This window comes from Xanthomonas sp. GPE 39 (genome assembly GCF_000963005.1).
In the GTDB taxonomy this organism is placed as follows: Bacteria; Pseudomonadota; Gammaproteobacteria; order Xanthomonadales; family Xanthomonadaceae; genus Xanthomonas_A.
Window position 1 is genome coordinate 2,000,359 of sequence record NZ_JZHZ01000007.1, and the last position, 16,436, is coordinate 2,016,794.

The window sequence follows — 16,436 nt, forward strand, 5'->3', positions numbered from 1 at the left end:
GCGCGCCGCATGCGCCGCCGCCATGCTCAATGTGCGACGGAAGACGACAACGCAACGTCATGGCTCCACGCGTGCGCGCAATCGGGCACACCCAAGGGTTGCGCCAGCCCTGCCCGAGTGGCCAAAAACCGGCACGTCGCCGCGAATACCTCCGGCACCGCCCTGGAACGGATCGGCGAGGCCAGGATATGGTCGTTCGCCATCGGAAAATTCACCGCCTGACGCAGCGCAGGCGATGTCCCCAACTGTTTGAACATCGCCTGCATGGACGCCACCGACACCGTTTTGTCCTGATGTCGCGCGTCGCGGTAGTAATACCCCAGGAAGACTGGCACGTGGATCCGCGCGTAGGTCGCCGGCTGCATGCCGCCGCGGGTCAGTGCCGCCAGCGCACGATAGCCATCCACATGCGTTGCCTCGGCCCAGTATGCGTTTTCGACTGGATGGCGCAAGATCGGATCACCGCCGTTGTAGATCAGGGCGAGCATCTGCACGCCCCAGGGCCACAGCATCGGTTGCAACTTTGCGTCGCATTCGCGCACCAACGGCGACCACAACACCAGGGCCTGCACTTGCCGCGGATTCGCAGCCACCGCTTGCACCGCCAACGCGCCCCCCATTGAACTGCCGATCACCACCACCCGCTCGCCCAGTACCCGCGTCACCGCCAGGGCCTCGGCGGCGCCGACGAGCAAGCGTCCGGCATCGACACCGCGCAACGCATCGACCGCAACCAGACCATGCCCCGGCAAGCGTGGCAGATACAGATTGCAACCGAAGCTACGCGCCAGACGCACATGCGTGGGCGCCCCTTCGCCTTGGCTGGCGGTAAAACCATGCAAATAGACCATTGCACAGCCGCGCCGCCCCGGATGTGCCGGGTCGGCCCAGACGATGCGCGCCTGATTGTCCACCCGCAGCCCTGGCGTGGCGCGTTCGCGCGCATCGATCCACTTCTGTAGTGCCAGCGGATCCTGTGGTACCGCTGGCGCCGCGATCCGAGGCAAGACCACACTGACTCGTGGCCCCAGCACAATGATCGCCGCCAGCAGCAGTAGCACGCTGGACAACAACCAGCGCCATCTACCACGGCGACACGGTTGCTGCTGCGCCGTGGCGCGCTCGACAGCATCACGCATTGAGTTCCCCCTGCCCACCCACTCTCACAACGACGATCAAACAGAAACAACGACTGGATGACATGAACGCGAAACAACCACATGGCGATATCGGCATCTGCTCAGCGTGCGGTAGTGGCATGACAAGGGCATGTACGACATTGGTGGCGTATGCCGCATCGTAGTTGAATCACGGTGTCGTCCGTCCACTGCAGTGACGGGAATGCACCGCAACGCCGCACGGGGAAAAGGTTGGCGCAGCATCGGCGTCATCAGCGAGAAAGCGCGCACGCCACAGCGAATGGCACAAAACACAGCGACAATGCGTGGCGCAGACGTCATCGCCACGCGTCAACTTGCCCACCGCTGCATCAGCGGATCGCACCACTTGGCGGCAGGCGACACCAAGCCGGATAGGCGTGAAGATCCACCAGAAAATGCAAAGCCCCGCGCAAGCGGGGCCTTGGCGACGCAGAAGTGGCCGTGGAGAATCAGTCGCCCTGCTGCTTCTGCAAATGCTCCCAGCGTTCCTGCGCGTCGATCGTGCGCTCGGCGGTCAGGCGCGCATCCAAACGCTCCAGGCCAATTTCCTCGCCTGTGTCGACGCAGTAGCCGTAATCGCCTGCATCCAGGCGCTTGAGCGTGCTGTCGATCTTGCCGATCAACTTGCGGTAACGGTCGCGGGTACGCAGTTCCAGCGAGTTCTCGGTCTCACGGGTGGCGCGCTCGGCTTCGTCGCCGATATCGCGGACTTCATCGCGCAGGTTCTCGATGGTCTGCTTGGATTCCTCCACCAGATCGGCACGCCAAGTGAGCAGGCGCTGACGGAAGTATTCCTGCTGCAACGCACTCATGTATTCCTCGTCCGCCGCAGGCTTATAACCCTTGGGCAGGATAGGACGACCGGTCGCCTCGTCGGTCATGTAATCGACCACTTTGTATTTGGCTGGCTTGACTGGCGCGCTGGACTTGGCAGCCACAGCCACGGCAACTTTGCCAGTGGGCCTGGCAACCGGCGCCTTCGGGGTGGGTTCGGATTTGGTGGGGGTTTTCGCGGAGGATTTCGAAACGGACACAGGATTCTTTTGTGGCGGGGCCGGAGACATCACGGGCGCAGCGGCGACGGGCTTGGGAGCCGGTGCCGCAGCAGGCGCGACAGACTTGGCCTGGACAGGCTTGGCCGCAGCCGGCTTGGATGCCGGCGTCGGTACGGAGGTGGACGTCGCAGGAGCGGCGACCGGTTTGGACTTGACGGCCGGCTTGGATTTGGCGGCAGGCGCAGCCGGCTTGGCAACAGGCTTCGGCGCCGGTTTCACTACCGGTTTGTTGGCAACATGCGCAGACTTGCCGACAGATTTGGCGGCGGGCTTGACCGATTTTGCCGCTGATTTTGCCGACGTTTTTTTGACAACTGCGGATTTGGCGGCTGCGACAGGCTTACCCGCCGCTTTTTTGACCGTAGGCTTATTTACGGGCTGCTTCGCAAGCGCAGCCTTTGCCACTGGCTTGGCCGGCGTTTTTTTCGACGGCTTGGCAGCAGCAGCATTGCCAGCCGTCGCTTTCTTGGCGACAGGCTTGGCGGGCTTTTTGACGGCCTGAACGGCCTTCTTTGCAGGTTTTTTGGCAGCCACGAAACGCTTCCTTGATCTTCCCGGGGCCCGGGAAAGCGGGCCTTTATAGCCTACCCTACCCTTAGCGGCAACAACGCCGCGTATACGCCGACCTACACCGCCTAGTCCAGCAGGTGGCATATCATGGTGGCGTGATCGTCCGCGCTCTCATTATTCTGCTGCGCCTATACAAGCGCTTCATCAGTCCGCTGCTGGGGCCGCGCTGCCGTTTCGTGCCCAGTTGCTCGACCTACGCAATGACCGCTATCGCCCGTTATGGCGCGCTGCGTGGCGGCTGGATGGCCGTTTGCCGCGTCAGCCGCTGCCATCCCTTCCATCCCGGCGGGTTCGATCCGGTGCCAGACCCCACCACTCCCCCAACTTGTCGCTGCCGAGGAAAATCCTGATGTCCGCTTCCACACTCATCGTCAACGCGCGCCTGGTCAACGAAGGCCATGAAACCCAGGGCGACCTGCGCATCGCTGACGGCCGCATCGCCGCGATCGCCTCGCAACTGGGCGCACGCGAAGGCGAGACGGTGGTCGATGCCAAGGGGCGCTGGCTACTGCCAGGCATGATCGACGATCAAGTGCACTTCCGCGAACCAGGCCTGACCCACAAAGGCGACATCGCCAGCGAATCGGCGGCCGCAGTGGCCGGCGGCCTGACCAGCTTCATGGACATGCCCAATACCAATCCGCCGACCCTGGACGCGGCCGCCTTGCAGGCCAAGTACGACGCCGCGCGCGGCCGCGCCTGGGGCAACTACGGCTTTTACCTGGGTGCCAGCAACGACAATCTGGCCGCGATACAGACGCTGGATCCGAAGACCGCACCTGGCATCAAGGTGTTCATGGGCGCCTCCACCGGCAACATGCTGGTGGACAATCCGCACACGCTGGACGCGATTTTCCGCGACGCGCCGACGCCGATCATCACCCACTGCGAGGACACGCCGACCATCGACGCGACCCTGGCCGCGTTCAAGCAGCAGTACGGCGAAGCGCTGAATGCGCAGATGCATGGGGACATCCGCTCGCGCGAGGCCTGCCTGAAATCCTCGCAACTGGCGGTATCGTTGGCAAAGAAGCATGGCACCCGCCTGCACGTGCTGCATATTTCCACCGCCGACGAGCTGGCACTGTTCGCACCGGGACCGATCCAGGGCAAACGCATCACCGCCGAGACCTGCATCCACTTCCTGCGCTTCGACAGCGCCGACTACGCCACGCTCGGCAACCTGATCAAGTGCAATCCGTCGATCAAGGATGCAAGCGACCGCGAGGCGCTGATCCGCGCACTGACCGAGGACGTGATCGACGTGCTCGCCACCGATCACGCCCCGCATACCTTGGAAGAGAAGAGCAAGCCGTATGCACAGGCGCCGTCGGGGTTGCCGCTGGTGCAGTACGCGCTGGTCGCGGCGCTGGAACTGGTCCATGAAGGCCGGCTCAGCGTGGCCCAGGTGGTGCACAAATTCGCGCATGCGCCTGCGCTGCTGTTCGACGTGCACGAGCGCGGCTTCCTGCGCGAGGGTTATCACGCCGACCTGGTGCTGATCGACGACAGCGCCTTCACCGTGCAGCGCGAGGACGTGCTGTCCAAATGCGGCTGGTCGCCGTTCGAGGGCCGCCGATTCCGCTCGAAGATCGCCACCACCTGGGTCAACGGCGAGCTGGCCTGGGATGGAACGCGTTTGGTCGGCCATCCGAATGGGCAACGCCTGGTCTTCGACCGCTGATGTCACACCGTCTCTTGCCAAGCCGCGCGTGCTGGGCGCTCGGCCTATTGGTAGCAGCAATGGCCCTCCCATTGTGGACGCAGCCAGCAGCGGCCATCGGCACCGACACGCGCAGCGTATTCCCGCATAGCGCATCGCAAGGCGCGCTGGTGATCGGCAAGGTGCCCTCCGGCAGCCGTGTGAAATACGCTGGGCGAACGCTGCGTGTCAGCGAGGACGGCAGCGTGGTGTTCGGTATCGGCCGTGACGAACGCGGGCCGCTGCAGATCGTGGTGCAACCTGCAGACGGCAGTAGCGAAACAATCGAAATCGCGGTGACAGCGCGCGATTGGCCGCTCGAATACGTCAACGGCGTTCCACCGAAGACAGTCAACCCGCCTGCGGCAATCGCCGAGCGAATCAAGCGGGAACAGGCCCAGGTCAGCGCCGCGCGCGACCGCGACGATCCACGCACCGACTTCGCCGCGCCCTTCATCTGGCCAGTACAGGGCCGTATCAGTGGCCGCTTCGGCAATGCCCGCGTCTATAACGGTCAACCCGGCGCCGGCCACTCTGGGATGGACATCGCCGTGCCCACAGGCACCCCAGTCAAAGCCCCCGCTGCGGGCGTGATCACCTTCGCCGCGCCGGATCTGTACCTGACCGGCGGCACCATCCTGCTCGATCACGGCTACGGCGTCAGCTCCAACTTCCTGCATCTATCACGGATCGACGTGAAGGTCGGCGACCGGATCGTTCAAGGCCAGGTCATCGGTGCGAGCGGCGCCACCGGGCGCGCGACCGGACCGCATCTGCACTGGGGAATGAACTGGTTCGATGTTCGCATCGACCCACTGCTGGTACTTGAACGCACGAAATCACGTTGACGGCACTCCATTCATCGCGACACAACGTGGGATGCGTCATTGACGATGACAGCACTGCCGCCGCAGTGATGCAATTCGATGGGAGCGGCAGCCGGCACGAGACATCCATCTCGACAAAGCAGAGACCTGCGACACGGGGCAACAACTGACGCGCGCAGCATCAGGACGCTGAGATTCTTCACTTGTTATCGGACTCACGCCGTTGATCATACTGGTTACAGCACAATCCACCCCCTGATCGCGCCAGCATACTATTAAGAAACCCCAGCTTTGACTCAAAACAATCAATGCGCCATGTAAGCACCCTTACATGAAATGCAGATGAAATATGCTGATAACAGAGCCAACAACGATACAACCATCAACACCACCACATTCAGCAGCCGACAAGATGACGGCAAGTACCCCATCGCGCCCATTAAGCGTGAAACGACGCTCACAAGACCCGTAAATTTATATTGCATGATATAGAAAATAATAAAAACACATTAAAATCATACACCATGGAAATTCACATAGAAAATTAACATGGACGCGCCACGCTCCATTGAAGAAAACCGCCATAATCTTGAAAGAAAAATCCTTATGCGACTTCCAACTTGGCTGCAGACCTGGGCATTACTGACGGTCGCCCTCCCCCTCGCGGGCAATGCGCAGAGCTTGATAGGCACTGCCGAAAGACCACAATTGAGCGACGCCGATGCAAAGACCTACACCGCTTCCAACTATCTGTCCCGAGCCGGCACGGTCGACTCGCTGGTCACCGACAATTGGGATCCGAGCGCGGGGGTCGCACTGCTGAGCGCAAATTATCGCGTCGCTGCCGATGGCTCGGCACCATTCACCAGCGTTCAAGCTGCGGTGGATCAGGCCGTGGCCGATGGCGGCACCATGCGCCGCTACATCAGCATCGCACCAGGAATCTACAGAGAAGTGGTGTGCATCCCTGAAACGGCACCGCCGATCACGCTGTTCGGCATGGGCCAAACACCCAGCGACACGCTCGTCACCTTCAACAATGCCAATCTGACGCCCAAACCAGTCGGCACACCTACCACCCCTTGCATCAGCAATGCCGATGCCAGCGTCATTGGCACCTCCGGCAGCGCCACATTCACAGTAAGAGCGGACGCATTCCAAGCGCGCAATCTGACCTTCGCCAACGATTATGTGGAAGGCACCTACCCAGGCACCAACCAATCGGCGGTCGCCTTGGCCATCCGTGGCGACAAGGCGATTCTGGAGAATGTCACGGTGCTGGGCAATCAAGACACCCTACTGGTCAGCGCTGTCGACACTACATTGGTGAAACGCGCATACTTCAAGGATAGCCTGGTGCAAGGCGACACCGACTTCATCTTCGGCGCAGGTACCGCGGTCTTTTACCACAGCACCATCCGCTACGATGCCAGACGCTTGAAAAGCGGTGACAAAGCCTATCTATTCGCTCCAAGCACCCATCCTAAGAACCCATACGGCTTTCTTGCCATCGATAGTGTCTTCGACACGGTAGGCGATGCTGTCAGCAATAGCATCTACCTGGGTCGCGCTTGGGACCAGAGCGTCGGCAACCTTTCCAACTATGTCAACGGCAAATCACCCAATGGCCAGGTGACAATCCGCAATTCGATCCTCGGCGCACATATACGTAAAGACGCACCATGGAGCGACTCTACTGCCAAACGTCCTTATTGCAGCAAAAGTTGCACCTATTCCGCAAACCGTTTCTACGAGTATTCCAACAACGGGCCGGGCAGTGCCGATTGTCATCATGTCCACTAGTATCGGTCGAATCGCAGCGGCGACCGTTACAATCAGCAAGCCTACACATATGCTGCCCATCTTTACTTTCTGAGAAACGCACCCATGACGACTACAGCCTCGTCCTCTTTCCCCGCATACGGCTTATCACTACTGGCCGTTTTTTCACTCCATGCCGGCGCAACCTCGCTCCACTCGCATACAACGCCGCAAAAGCCACACCATAAGCAAGACCAAGAAACTTCTATCGTCACCGATTGGGGAAACATAAACGAACCAACGCTGCCGCAGAACGTCTGTACGACATTGAAGGCAACGTTACAACCGGTCAATGGCTCGCTGGACAGCGTCGATGCAGACTCAACCTACTCGGCACCGGATACGCTGCGCATCCAGGATGCCATCAGCGACTGCCCCGCCGGTAGCGCGGTGAAACTGGCACAGGGAAGCGATGGCGAATCCGGCTTCCTTACCGGCCCACTGACCCTCAAGAGCGGCGTGACCTTATGGATCGATAAGGGTGTCACCTTATTCGCCTCGCGCAACCCACAAGATTACGATACCGGCGCGGGAAGTTGCGGCACCGCCGATAACGACAAAACCAAAACCTGCAAACCACTCATTTACGGCACCTCGCTCAGCGGTAACGGCATCGTCGGCGATGGCAAGATCGACGGACGTGGCGGCAGCGTCCTGACCGCAGGCCCCAACGCGGGCAAGCGGAGTTGGTGGGATGTGGCCTACCAGACCGTGAGCCAAGGGCTCATCCAGCACGCGCCGCGTCTGATACAAATCGATAACAGCACCAATATCGTCATGTATCGATTGACCCTGGAGAACTCGCCGAATTTCCACGTGATTACCAACAATGTGACAGGCATGACCGCTTGGGGCCTGAAGATCCTCAGCCCGAGTCTGGTCTACACGCAGCCCGGCTATCACTGCCCAGCCGGCACCACGCCGGATGTGCAAACGCCCGCCACTTGCTTCACTCCGGGAAACACCAAAAACACCGATGGCTTCGATCCGGGCCAGTCCAAGAATGTCCTATTGGCGTATTCCTATATCAGCACAGGCGACGACCACGTCGCCATCAAAGCGCATGCAAGTGGCACATCGAGCATTCCGTCGACACATATGGCCTTCGTCAATAACCATTTTTATTACGGTCATGGCATGTCGCTAGGCAGCGAGACAGATTCTGGCATGAGTAATATCGTGGTGCGCAACCTGAGCATCGATGGATTCAACTCTACCGATGCAAGCAAAGACCCTGCGTCAGGGAATGGCCTAAGGATCAAATCTGATAGCAGCCGCGGCGGACAGGTTTCCGATGTGCTTTTCGAAAATATCTGCATGCGCAACGTGGCACGCCCGCTGGTGTTCGATGCCTTTTACAGTAAGCCGGCGAGCAGCGCCAAAAGCAGCTCTTATCCGCATTTCGATGGAATCACCCTGCGCAATGTGCATTCATTGGGCTCAACCGGCTTTGGCGCTGGTCAATTGAGCTTCTACGGCTACATGGATAAAAATGTATCCTATCCAATCACGATTTCCCTGGATAATGTCGTCCTCGACGGCGGCAAGCCCTCTTTCGTTACCCCGCACAATGGCGGGCCGGGCGCCGATCCAGCGGCCACTCACTTTAGTTTCACCGGCGGCCCGGTCAGCTTTGCTAGTTTGCTATCGCCCTCTAGACAGTACGACGTGCAGTTGAATGGCACACCAGGGCAAGGCGAGCCATTGGACTGCAGCAACGCTTTCGTTACCTATAGCAGCGTGTTGCCCGATTCGCCGATCTGATCGACGATCAAACTCGCAACTCTCTCGTCACCCCGCAGCGCTGGAGCCGTCATGCCAGCGCTGCGTTCTTGATATGGCTGCGGCGGTTACGCTGGGTTACGCCCTCACCCAAGCCCCGCCCACCATGCACGCCATAGCGTGGACATTGCGCTAGGCGAGGTGCGCGAAGCGCGTGCACGTTGTGCAAGCCGTGCCCGCGCCAGCGTCGCGAGAATACGGCGTGGACGCGCACCCTGCACACGCCGCGGCCAGCGCTGCAAGATGGCCTGCGCCCAGCGCTGTTGTGCCTGCGCCTCGTCGCCAGTGCGCAGCGACATCGGCAACGCGGCAATGCCGGCTTCGGCCAGCCGCTGCGCCAGCACCTGGGCTGCCACCGGGCCGGGATCGCCATCGGTGAGGGGATCGAACAGGATTCGCTCGACCGCGACCACCGCATCGGCGAATGGCCGCAGGCGTTCCAGCGCATGCGCCGGATCGGCGGCGGCGGCGCGCGAATCAGGCAACGTCAACAGTGCATCGGCTAACTGCACCCAAGGCGCAGCGACCGGCTCCAGAACCCGCCCCAACGGATGCCGCGAACGCCGCCCAGCCCAACTGCGCAACTCTTCTCCCCACCATGCCAGTTTGGCGTCGGCCGGTAGCGGATCGCCGGCGATGTTGAGGATGTCGTCGAACTCCTGCAGCAAGGCGAACCAGGCTACGCTGCGGGCGCGCTGTGAGGCAGGCACGAAGGTCTCGGCCACGGCCCATTCCGGCCAAAGGCGGCGCCATTTGTCGAGAAAAGCCTCCAGGGCGGACGAACTGCTCATGCAATCGGGGCTCCGGACAATCAGGAAGATGGCGCAGCCAACGGCCACGCCGCAGCGGTGTACAGATCGAGCGGATCGGCCACCAAGGCGTCAGCACGCCAGGCCAGCGGGTCGTCGTCGTGCAAGCGGTAGCCCCACAACACCGCCACCGAGGCCATGCCGGCAGCGCGCGCGGCGAGGATGTCGCGCTCATCGTCGCCGACGTAGACCACATCCTGTGGCGCCATCGCCATGCGCTGCGCGGCGACCTGCAGCGGCAGCGGATGCGGCTTACGCTCGGACAACGAGTCGCCGCCGATCAACACCGCACAGCGCTGCTCCCAGTGCAGTTGCGGCAGGATCAGCCGGGCCAGGAACTCGGGCTTGTTGGTGACAATGCCCCAGACACTGCCCGCCTCTTCCAGCCGTTGCAGCAATCCGGCGATGCCGTCGAACAGATGCGAATAACGACCGATCAGCGCCTCGTAGTGGCGCAGGAACGCCGGAATCAACGCATCGCGGGCATCGGCCACCAAGTCCGGGAAGGCGACAGCGAGCATCGCCCGCGCGCCTTTAGACACCACCGGCCGCAGTTGCTCCAGCGTCAGAGCGGCACGGCCGTGTTCGGCCAATAACACGTTGGTGGCAGCCAGCAGGTCAGGCGCGCTATCCAGCAAGGTACCGTCCAGGTCGAAGAGCACCGCGCGCGGGAACCCACGGCGCGGTGGTTGCTGGCTACTGCTGCGCATCCAGCGCGTCCGGCTTGGCCGCGCAGGCCAGATAGTTGACTTCGGTGCGCGTGGACAAACGCGCGCTGTTACGCCAGGGCTCGTAGCGCAGGCCGGTGACATCGCGCAATTGCAATTGCACCTGGCGCAGCCAGGCGGCCAGCTCCGCTGGCTTGATGAAACCCTGATAGTGGTGGGTGCCGACAGGCAGCAGACGCGCCACGTATTCGGCACCGACAATGGCCAGGGCGAACGAGGCCGGGGTCCGGTTGAGGGTGGACAGGAACAGTTGACCACCCGGCTTGAGCAAGCGTGCGCAGGCAGCGATGATCGCCGCAGGATCCGGCACATGTTCGAGCATTTCCATGCAAGTGATTGCATCGAAACTGGCTGGCTGCGCCGCCGCGAGCTCCTCGACCGACTGCACCCGGTAATCGACCTCGACCGCAGATTCAAACCGATGCAGGCGCGCCACCTTGATCAGCTCCGGTGCCAGATCGATGGCGGTGACATGCGCGCCTTCCTTGGCCAACGCTTCGCTGAGCAGGCCGCCACCGCAGCCCAAGTCCAACACGGTGGCGCCACGTAGCGGCACCCGCTCGGCGACATAACGCAGACGCACCGGATTGAGCGCATGCAGCGGCTTCTGCGGGCCATCGGCATCCCACCAGCGGGTGGCCAGGGCGCCGAACTTGTCCAGTTCGGCCTGATCGAAATTGGCGGAAGCGTTGGCGGCGGGAGCGGTCATGACGGCATCTCGATGGGGCCACGCGCAGCGCGGCGCGGGAAAAACGGATCAGGCACGCACGCTGCGGATGCGTTCGCGCCATTCCCGTGCATTGGCGACCAGCGCCTGGACATCCATATCCACCAACACCCGCTGGGTCAGCTTGGGCTGGCCGGCAATCCAGACATCGCTCACCTGCTGGCGGCCAGCGGCGTACACCAACTGCGAGAGTACGTTGTGCAACGGCTGGGTTTCCAGGGCCGACAGATCCACGCAGATCAGGTCAGCTTGCTTGCCGGGCTCGATCGAACCAATCCTATCGCCGAAGCCCAGCGCGCGCGCGCCGCCCAGGGTGGCCGCACGCAGCGTGCTGGCCGCATCCAGCGCGGTGGCGTCATTGGCCACCGCCTTGGCCAGGAGCGCGGCAGTGCGGTTCTCGCTGAACATGTCCAGATCGTTGTTGCTGGCGCAACCGTCGGTACCGATCGCCAGATTCACTCCGGCGCGTTGCAGCGCGCAGGCCGGACAGAAACCGGAGGCGAGTTTGAGGTTGGATTCGGGGCAATGCACGACGCTGACCCCGCGCTCGGCGCACAGGTGGATCTCCGCCTCGGTCAGTTGGGTCATGTGCACCGCGATCAGGCGGTCGTTGACCAGGCCCAGCCGGTCCAGCCGCGCCAGCGGGCGCTGGCCATATTGTTTGAGCGAATCGGCGATCTCCTGCGCTGTCTCGTGGGTGTGCAGGTGGACCGGCACATCGAGCTGGTCGGACAGCATCCGCACCCGTTCAAAGTTGGCGTCGTTGACCGTGTACGGCGCATGCGGAGCGAAGGCGATGCCGACCAGCGGATCGTCGCGCCACTGATCGTGCACCTCGCAGGCGCGGGCGAAGTATTCGTCGGCGGTCTTGGCCCAGGCGGTGGGGAAATCGATGATCACCGTGCCGACCCGCGCGCGGAAGCCGTGCTGCTTGTACACCGCGGCCTGCACGTCGGCGAAGAAGTAATTCTCGTTGGCGCAGGTGGTACCGCCGCGCAACATTTCGGCAATCGCCAGCGCGGTGCCGTCGGCAACAAACTCCGGGCCAATCACCGCGGTTTCCACCGGCCAGATGTGCTGCTGCAGCCACACCATCAACGGCAAGTCGTCGGCGATGCCGCGTAGCAGCGTCATCGGGTTGTGGGTATGCGCATTGACCAGGCCGGGTAGCAGCACCGCATCGGGACGCGAGACGGTGCGCGTAGCGGCGAAGCGTGCACGCGCCTGGGCGGTGGGCAGCACGGCGAGAATCTCGCTGCCGCGCACCGCCACCGCGTGGTCCTCCAGCACCACTGCATGCGGCTCGATCGGGACGACGTAACCAGCTTCGATCAACAGGTCGCAGGATTCAATCGGAGGGACGGTCATGGCGCGTCTTGGCAGGCATCAAAGTGGCAGCGCCTGGAATGGCGCCTTGTCGGGGGCAACGGGACAATCGCCCTGTTCGTCTTAGCATAACGTCTGCCACACCTCGTCGCGGCGCCTGGCAGTGGGTCCTCGCGGGTCAGCACAGCCGGCAAGCCACGCCTTCCGATCACGCACGCATACGCGGCAGGCCGGCGTTCTCGCCGCGCGCCAGATCCAAGCACAACACCGCCGCGACCCTGCCGGAGACGCACGCTGCGACTCCGGCAACGACGCGCTTACTTGACGCGCGAGAAATATTCGCCCGAACGCGTATCGACCTTGATCACTTCGTCCTGGCCGACGAACAAGGGCACGCGCACCACCGCGCCAGTCTCCAGCGTGGCCGGCTTGCCGCCACCGCCAGAGGTATCGCCACGCACACCTGGATCGGTCTCGACGATCTTCAGCTCGACGAAATTCGGCGGAGTGACCTGGATCGGGGTCCCGTTCCACAACGTCACCACGCAGTCCTCCTCGCCCTTGATCCACTTGGCGGCATCGCCAACGCCGGTCTTGTCGGCCTGCACCTGCTCGAAGGTCTCCTGCTGCATGAAGTGCCAGTATTCGCCGTCGGTGTACAGGTACTGCATGTTGGTATCGACCACGTCGGCCGCTTCCACGTTGTCGGTGGCCTTCATGGTCATTTCGACCACGCGCCCGGACTTGATGAAGCGATATTTGACCCGGGTGAACGCCTGGCCCTTGCCCGGCTTCACGTATTCGGTATCGGTGATGATCGCAGGTTCGCTGTTGACCAGGATTTTCATCCCGTTCTTGACATCGTTCATGCCATAGCTGGCCATCTGAAACTCCTCGGGTAATGTAAACCCGCCGCGTTCGGCGGCCGGCCGGATAGAATGGACGCCCCGCCGCAGCGGCGGGTGCTCGCTTGATAACCTCCTATGATAACCGCAGCCCCACCCTCGATGCAGCCGTCACCGAGCCCCCCCGTCCTCGCAACGCCGCGCTGGCAGCAGGCCTGGCGCGACGCCGTGCGCGATCCGCACGAACTGCTGACACTGCTGGGGCTGGATCCACAGGGACTGGGCATTTCCACCGAGGCGGCGACGCAATTCGCGCTGCGCGTGCCGCGCGGCTTCCTCGCACGGATGCGGCATGGCGATCCACACGACCCATTGCTGCGTCAGGTGCTGCCGCTGGATGCCGAATTGCAGCGGGTGCCAGGCTTCACCCTGGATGCGGTGGGAGACCAGGCCGCCAAGAAGGCCGATGGCGTCATCCACAAGTATCGCGGGCGCGCCCTACTGGTGGCGACCGGCAGTTGCGCGGTGCACTGTCGCTACTGCTTCCGCCGGCACTTCCCCTACGCTCAGGAGAGCGCCGCGCGCGATGGCTGGGGCGATGCGGTGGCCGCCATCGCCGCCGATCCGAGCATCGAGGAAGTCATCCTGTCCGGCGGCGATCCACTCTCGCTGGCCACGCCGAAACTGGCCGAGCTGACCCAGGCGCTCGCAACATTGCCGCAACTCAAACGCCTGCGCCTGCACAGTCGGCTGCCGGTGGTGCTGCCCGAGCGCATCGATGCCCCGCTGCTGACCTGGCTACGCGCCCTGCCCTGGCCGCTGGCCGTGGTGATCCACGCCAACCATGCCAACGAATTCGACGCTACGGTGGATGCCGCGCTGGCACACCTGCGCGATGCCGGCGCGCAGTTGCTCAACCAAGCGGTGCTGTTGCGCGGCGTCAACGACACGGTGGATGCGCTGGCCGCCTTGAGCGAACGCAGCTTCGCCGCCGGGGTACTGCCCTATTACCTGCACCAGCTCGACCGAGTCCAGGGCGCGGCCCATTTCGAGGTGGACGATGCCAGCGCATTGGATTTGCATCGAGCGCTGGCCGCGCGGCTATCGGGCTACTTGGTACCAAAACTGGTGCGCGAAATCCCCGGCGACAGCGGCAAGCGCCCGCTGATGCCCTGATCGGCACCATCGCCGCGCACCTGGCGCATCGCAACCGCGCCCAAGACCTGTCTCAATTGCGCGGATAGAGGGTCGGCAGGGATTCGCGCAGAAGAGAGCCAAACGTGAGCTGACTCGCTATCAGCCAAGCACTTTTCATGGAATCCCGACAGACCCTCCTAAGCCTGCCGCGTGGTTCCGGCATACAGCGCCGATTAGCTGGCCCGCAAACGCGCCAGCAACGAAGTGCTAGCGTAACCATCCTGCGGCAATTGCTGACTGCGCTGAAATGCACGGATTGCCTGACGAGTTCGCGACCCCACCGCACCGTCGACGGTGCCTACGTCGAATCCCTTGGCGTTCAGCCGCGTCTGCAGCTCGGTGATCTCGGCCACGCTATTGAGCGGAGGATCATCTTTGGGCCATGACTGCTCTACCCCGGCACCGCCCGCATAACCGTCGGCCAGCAAACCGACCGCCAAGGCATAGGCGCTGGAACTGTTGTAGCGCAGAATGCTGCGGAAATTATCGAACACCAGGAACGCCGGGCCGCGGTACCCGGTGGGCAGCAACACCGATGCCTGCTGCTGAGCCAGCGCGCTCGCAATCGGTTTGCCAGCACACTTCACCCCCAGGCGCAGCCATTCGGCCACGGTTTTCTTGATCGTCAAATCGGCTTGCGCGTAGTCGAAGCCCGCTGGCAGATGGACCTCCTGGCCCCAGGGAATATCGCGAGTCCAATTACTCTGCTTGAGATAATTCGCCGCAGAACCCAAAGCGTCCGCATAGGAATTCCAGACATCGCGTTTATGGTCGCCATCCTCGTCGACGGCATATTGGCGATAGGTAGTCGGAATGAATTGCGTCTGCCCCATGGCGCCGGCCCACGAACCGACCAAGCGCGAGCGATCAATACCGTTTTCCGTCTGTAAAATCTGCAAGGCCGCAAGCAGTTGCGTGTTGCCATATGTAGTGCGTCGCCCCTCATGCGCCAGTGTCGCCAGCGAGCGGATCACGTAAAGGTCCCCGATCTTTTTGCCGTACTGGCTTTCCATGCTCCAGATGGCGGTCAGTATGCCCGGATCCACACCGTACTGCTGCTTCAATTTCTGAAACAGAGCCTGGTGGCTACTCAGTAGTTGCTGTCCTTTCTGGATGATGGAAGGTGTGACACGGTCGTCGAGATAGTCCCACAGAGGAAGGGTGAATTCGGGTTGCTGCTGATCCAGCGCCTGCACCGTTGGATCGGGGGTGACGCCGGCGAATGCCTTGTCCAGCGTGGCTGCTTCGATGCCGGAGGCAAGCGCACGCTGGCGGAAGTCGGCAAGCCACTGTTCGAAGCTGACAGTGGGTGCGTTCTGTTGCGCGGTGGCAGTGGTCGGGGAGGATGAGGTTGTTTCGGGAGCTGTGGTTTGCGCTGCCGCACTGGTAGCAACCACACACCCGCTGATACATAGCGATAAACGCAAAATACGCGAAGGCATAATCATGGCTGGCAATACCTGCAATGAGGGGGCGAATTCAGAATAGCCCTCCTGTTCCCTGGAAAAAAGTATTGCGGTCGTACTTTTATTGAACAGCCCTTGGGTAATCCATCCCAATTATGGACGGCATGAACAAGCCCATCCCCCACTGTTTTTGGCATAAATGATTGATTTTGGAAGGCCCAACATATTCAAGCCATCCTTGATTATCACGACTGAGCCAATTCAACTCCGGTCTGCTGCAGTTCAGGCAATACACCCAGCCCTACAACAATGCCGCGTTGATATTGGGACTGAGCACTACAAAAAAGCAGATAACGCGTCATTCACGAATAGAAGCGACCAGGCTCCAGCGAAAGGCGAAGGCGGGAAATAACATTGCTATCCAGTACTGCACCATATTGGCACCGCCTGGTGCCCACCCCGAACGCCGGCACGCTGGACG

General features: G+C 62.0%; 14 protein-coding genes. 6 read left to right on the forward strand and 8 right to left on the reverse strand.

The window, feature by feature from the left end; translation table 11 throughout:
* Positions 1-26 precede the first annotated feature (26 nt).
* Together XALGPE39_RS08470 and dksA are read right to left on the reverse strand one after the other, a co-directional pair.
* Positions 27-1,139, reverse strand: a complete 1,113-nt coding sequence (locus XALGPE39_RS08470) for an alpha/beta fold hydrolase (protein ID WP_045727804.1) — start codon at positions 1,137-1,139, stop codon at positions 27-29.
* A 470-nt stretch (positions 1,140-1,609) separates the two neighbouring features.
* Positions 1,610-2,749 (reverse strand): RNA polymerase-binding protein DksA, encoded by a 1,140-nt coding sequence (dksA, locus tag XALGPE39_RS15220; RefSeq protein ID WP_082061861.1) that lies wholly within the window; start codon positions 2,747-2,749, stop codon positions 1,610-1,612.
* Between the two features lie 113 nt (positions 2,750-2,862).
* On the opposite strand from dksA, the gene yidD reads away from it, so the two are divergent.
* The 5 genes from yidD to XALGPE39_RS08500 all read left to right on the forward strand — a co-directional run bounded on the left by yidD (position 2,863) and on the right by XALGPE39_RS08500 (position 8,899).
* Positions 2,863-3,135, forward strand: a complete 273-nt coding sequence (gene yidD, locus XALGPE39_RS15225) for a membrane protein insertion efficiency factor YidD (RefSeq protein WP_152624855.1) — start codon at positions 2,863-2,865, stop codon at positions 3,133-3,135.
* Complete coding sequence (locus XALGPE39_RS08485) at positions 3,135-4,469, forward strand: dihydroorotase (RefSeq protein WP_045727806.1); 1,335 nt, start codon at positions 3,135-3,137, stop codon at positions 4,467-4,469. Before yidD ends, XALGPE39_RS08485 begins: the two co-directional genes overlap by 1 nt.
* Positions 4,470-4,528: 59 nt before the next feature.
* Positions 4,529-5,335 carry a M23 family metallopeptidase gene (locus XALGPE39_RS08490; RefSeq protein WP_045727807.1) on the forward strand — a complete coding sequence of 269 codons (807 nt, stop codon included), beginning with the start codon at positions 4,529-4,531 and terminating at the stop codon, positions 5,333-5,335.
* Between the two features lie 585 nt (positions 5,336-5,920).
* Positions 5,921-7,117 (forward strand): putative acyl-CoA thioester hydrolase, encoded by a 1,197-nt coding sequence (locus XALGPE39_RS08495; protein WP_045727808.1) that lies wholly within the window; start codon positions 5,921-5,923, stop codon positions 7,115-7,117.
* A gap of 84 nt (positions 7,118-7,201) precedes the next feature.
* Positions 7,202-8,899, forward strand: coding sequence for a glycoside hydrolase family 28 protein (locus XALGPE39_RS08500; protein ID WP_045727809.1), 1,698 nt, complete (start codon positions 7,202-7,204; stop codon positions 8,897-8,899).
* Between the two features lie 104 nt (positions 8,900-9,003).
* Here XALGPE39_RS08500 and XALGPE39_RS08505 read toward each other — a convergent pair whose 3' ends face one another.
* The 5 genes from XALGPE39_RS08505 to efp form a co-directional block, all read right to left on the reverse strand.
* Positions 9,004-9,708 (reverse strand): phytoene synthase, encoded by a 705-nt coding sequence (locus XALGPE39_RS08505; RefSeq protein WP_045727810.1) that lies wholly within the window; start codon positions 9,706-9,708, stop codon positions 9,004-9,006.
* Positions 9,709-9,728: 20 nt separating this feature from the next.
* Positions 9,729-10,436: a phosphoglycolate phosphatase gene (locus XALGPE39_RS08510; protein ID WP_045727811.1), complete on the reverse strand. Its 708-nt coding sequence runs from the start codon at positions 10,434-10,436 to the stop codon at positions 9,729-9,731.
* Positions 10,423-11,163 (reverse strand): bifunctional 2-polyprenyl-6-hydroxyphenol methylase/3-demethylubiquinol 3-O-methyltransferase UbiG, encoded by a 741-nt coding sequence (gene ubiG / locus XALGPE39_RS08515; protein WP_045727812.1) that lies wholly within the window; start codon positions 11,161-11,163, stop codon positions 10,423-10,425. The genes XALGPE39_RS08510 and ubiG overlap by 14 nt, the downstream gene beginning before the upstream one ends.
* A gap of 48 nt (positions 11,164-11,211) precedes the next feature.
* Positions 11,212-12,549 carry a TRZ/ATZ family hydrolase gene (locus XALGPE39_RS08520; RefSeq protein ID WP_045727813.1) on the reverse strand — a complete coding sequence of 446 codons (1,338 nt, stop codon included), beginning with the start codon at positions 12,547-12,549 and terminating at the stop codon, positions 11,212-11,214.
* A 275-nt stretch (positions 12,550-12,824) separates the two neighbouring features.
* Positions 12,825-13,391, reverse strand: a complete 567-nt coding sequence (gene efp / locus XALGPE39_RS08525) for an elongation factor P (RefSeq protein WP_045727814.1) — start codon at positions 13,389-13,391, stop codon at positions 12,825-12,827.
* A gap of 99 nt (positions 13,392-13,490) precedes the next feature.
* Here efp and epmB point away from each other — a divergent pair, with 99 nt between their 5' ends.
* On the forward strand, positions 13,491-14,528 hold the full coding sequence (gene epmB, locus XALGPE39_RS08530; protein ID WP_045727815.1) for an EF-P beta-lysylation protein EpmB: 1,038 nt from the start codon (positions 13,491-13,493) through the stop codon (positions 14,526-14,528).
* Positions 14,529-14,722: 194 nt separating this feature from the next.
* On the opposite strand, the gene XALGPE39_RS08535 is transcribed toward epmB, so the two are convergent.
* The gene (locus XALGPE39_RS08535) at positions 14,723-15,997 is read right to left on the reverse strand and encodes a lytic murein transglycosylase (protein ID WP_045727816.1); all 1,275 of its coding nucleotides are present in this window, start codon (positions 15,995-15,997) and stop codon (positions 14,723-14,725) included.
* Positions 15,998-16,436: the final 439 nt, after the last annotated feature.

Coding starts and splice junctions, on each gene's coding strand:
- epmB (WP_045727815.1), top strand. CDS start 13,491: ATGATAACCGCAGCCCCACCCTCGATGCAGCCGTCACCGAGCCCCCCC.
- XALGPE39_RS08520 (WP_045727813.1), bottom strand. CDS start 12,549: ATGACCGTCCCTCCGATTGAATCCTGCGACCTGTTGATCGAAGCTGGT.
- XALGPE39_RS08485 (WP_045727806.1), top strand. CDS start 3,135: ATGTCCGCTTCCACACTCATCGTCAACGCGCGCCTGGTCAACGAAGGC.
- XALGPE39_RS08495 (WP_045727808.1), top strand. CDS start 5,921: ATGCGACTTCCAACTTGGCTGCAGACCTGGGCATTACTGACGGTCGCC.
- XALGPE39_RS08505 (WP_045727810.1), bottom strand. CDS start 9,708: ATGAGCAGTTCGTCCGCCCTGGAGGCTTTTCTCGACAAATGGCGCCGC.
- XALGPE39_RS08500 (WP_045727809.1), top strand. CDS start 7,202: ATGACGACTACAGCCTCGTCCTCTTTCCCCGCATACGGCTTATCACTA.
- ubiG (WP_045727812.1), bottom strand. CDS start 11,163: ATGACCGCTCCCGCCGCCAACGCTTCCGCCAATTTCGATCAGGCCGAA.
- XALGPE39_RS08490 (WP_045727807.1), top strand. CDS start 4,529: ATGGCCCTCCCATTGTGGACGCAGCCAGCAGCGGCCATCGGCACCGAC.
- XALGPE39_RS08535 (WP_045727816.1), bottom strand. CDS start 15,997: ATGATTATGCCTTCGCGTATTTTGCGTTTATCGCTATGTATCAGCGGG.
- XALGPE39_RS08510 (WP_045727811.1), bottom strand. CDS start 10,436: ATGCGCAGCAGTAGCCAGCAACCACCGCGCCGTGGGTTCCCGCGCGCG.
- efp (WP_045727814.1), bottom strand. CDS start 13,391: ATGGCCAGCTATGGCATGAACGATGTCAAGAACGGGATGAAAATCCTG.
- XALGPE39_RS08470 (WP_045727804.1), bottom strand. CDS start 1,139: ATGCGTGATGCTGTCGAGCGCGCCACGGCGCAGCAGCAACCGTGTCGC.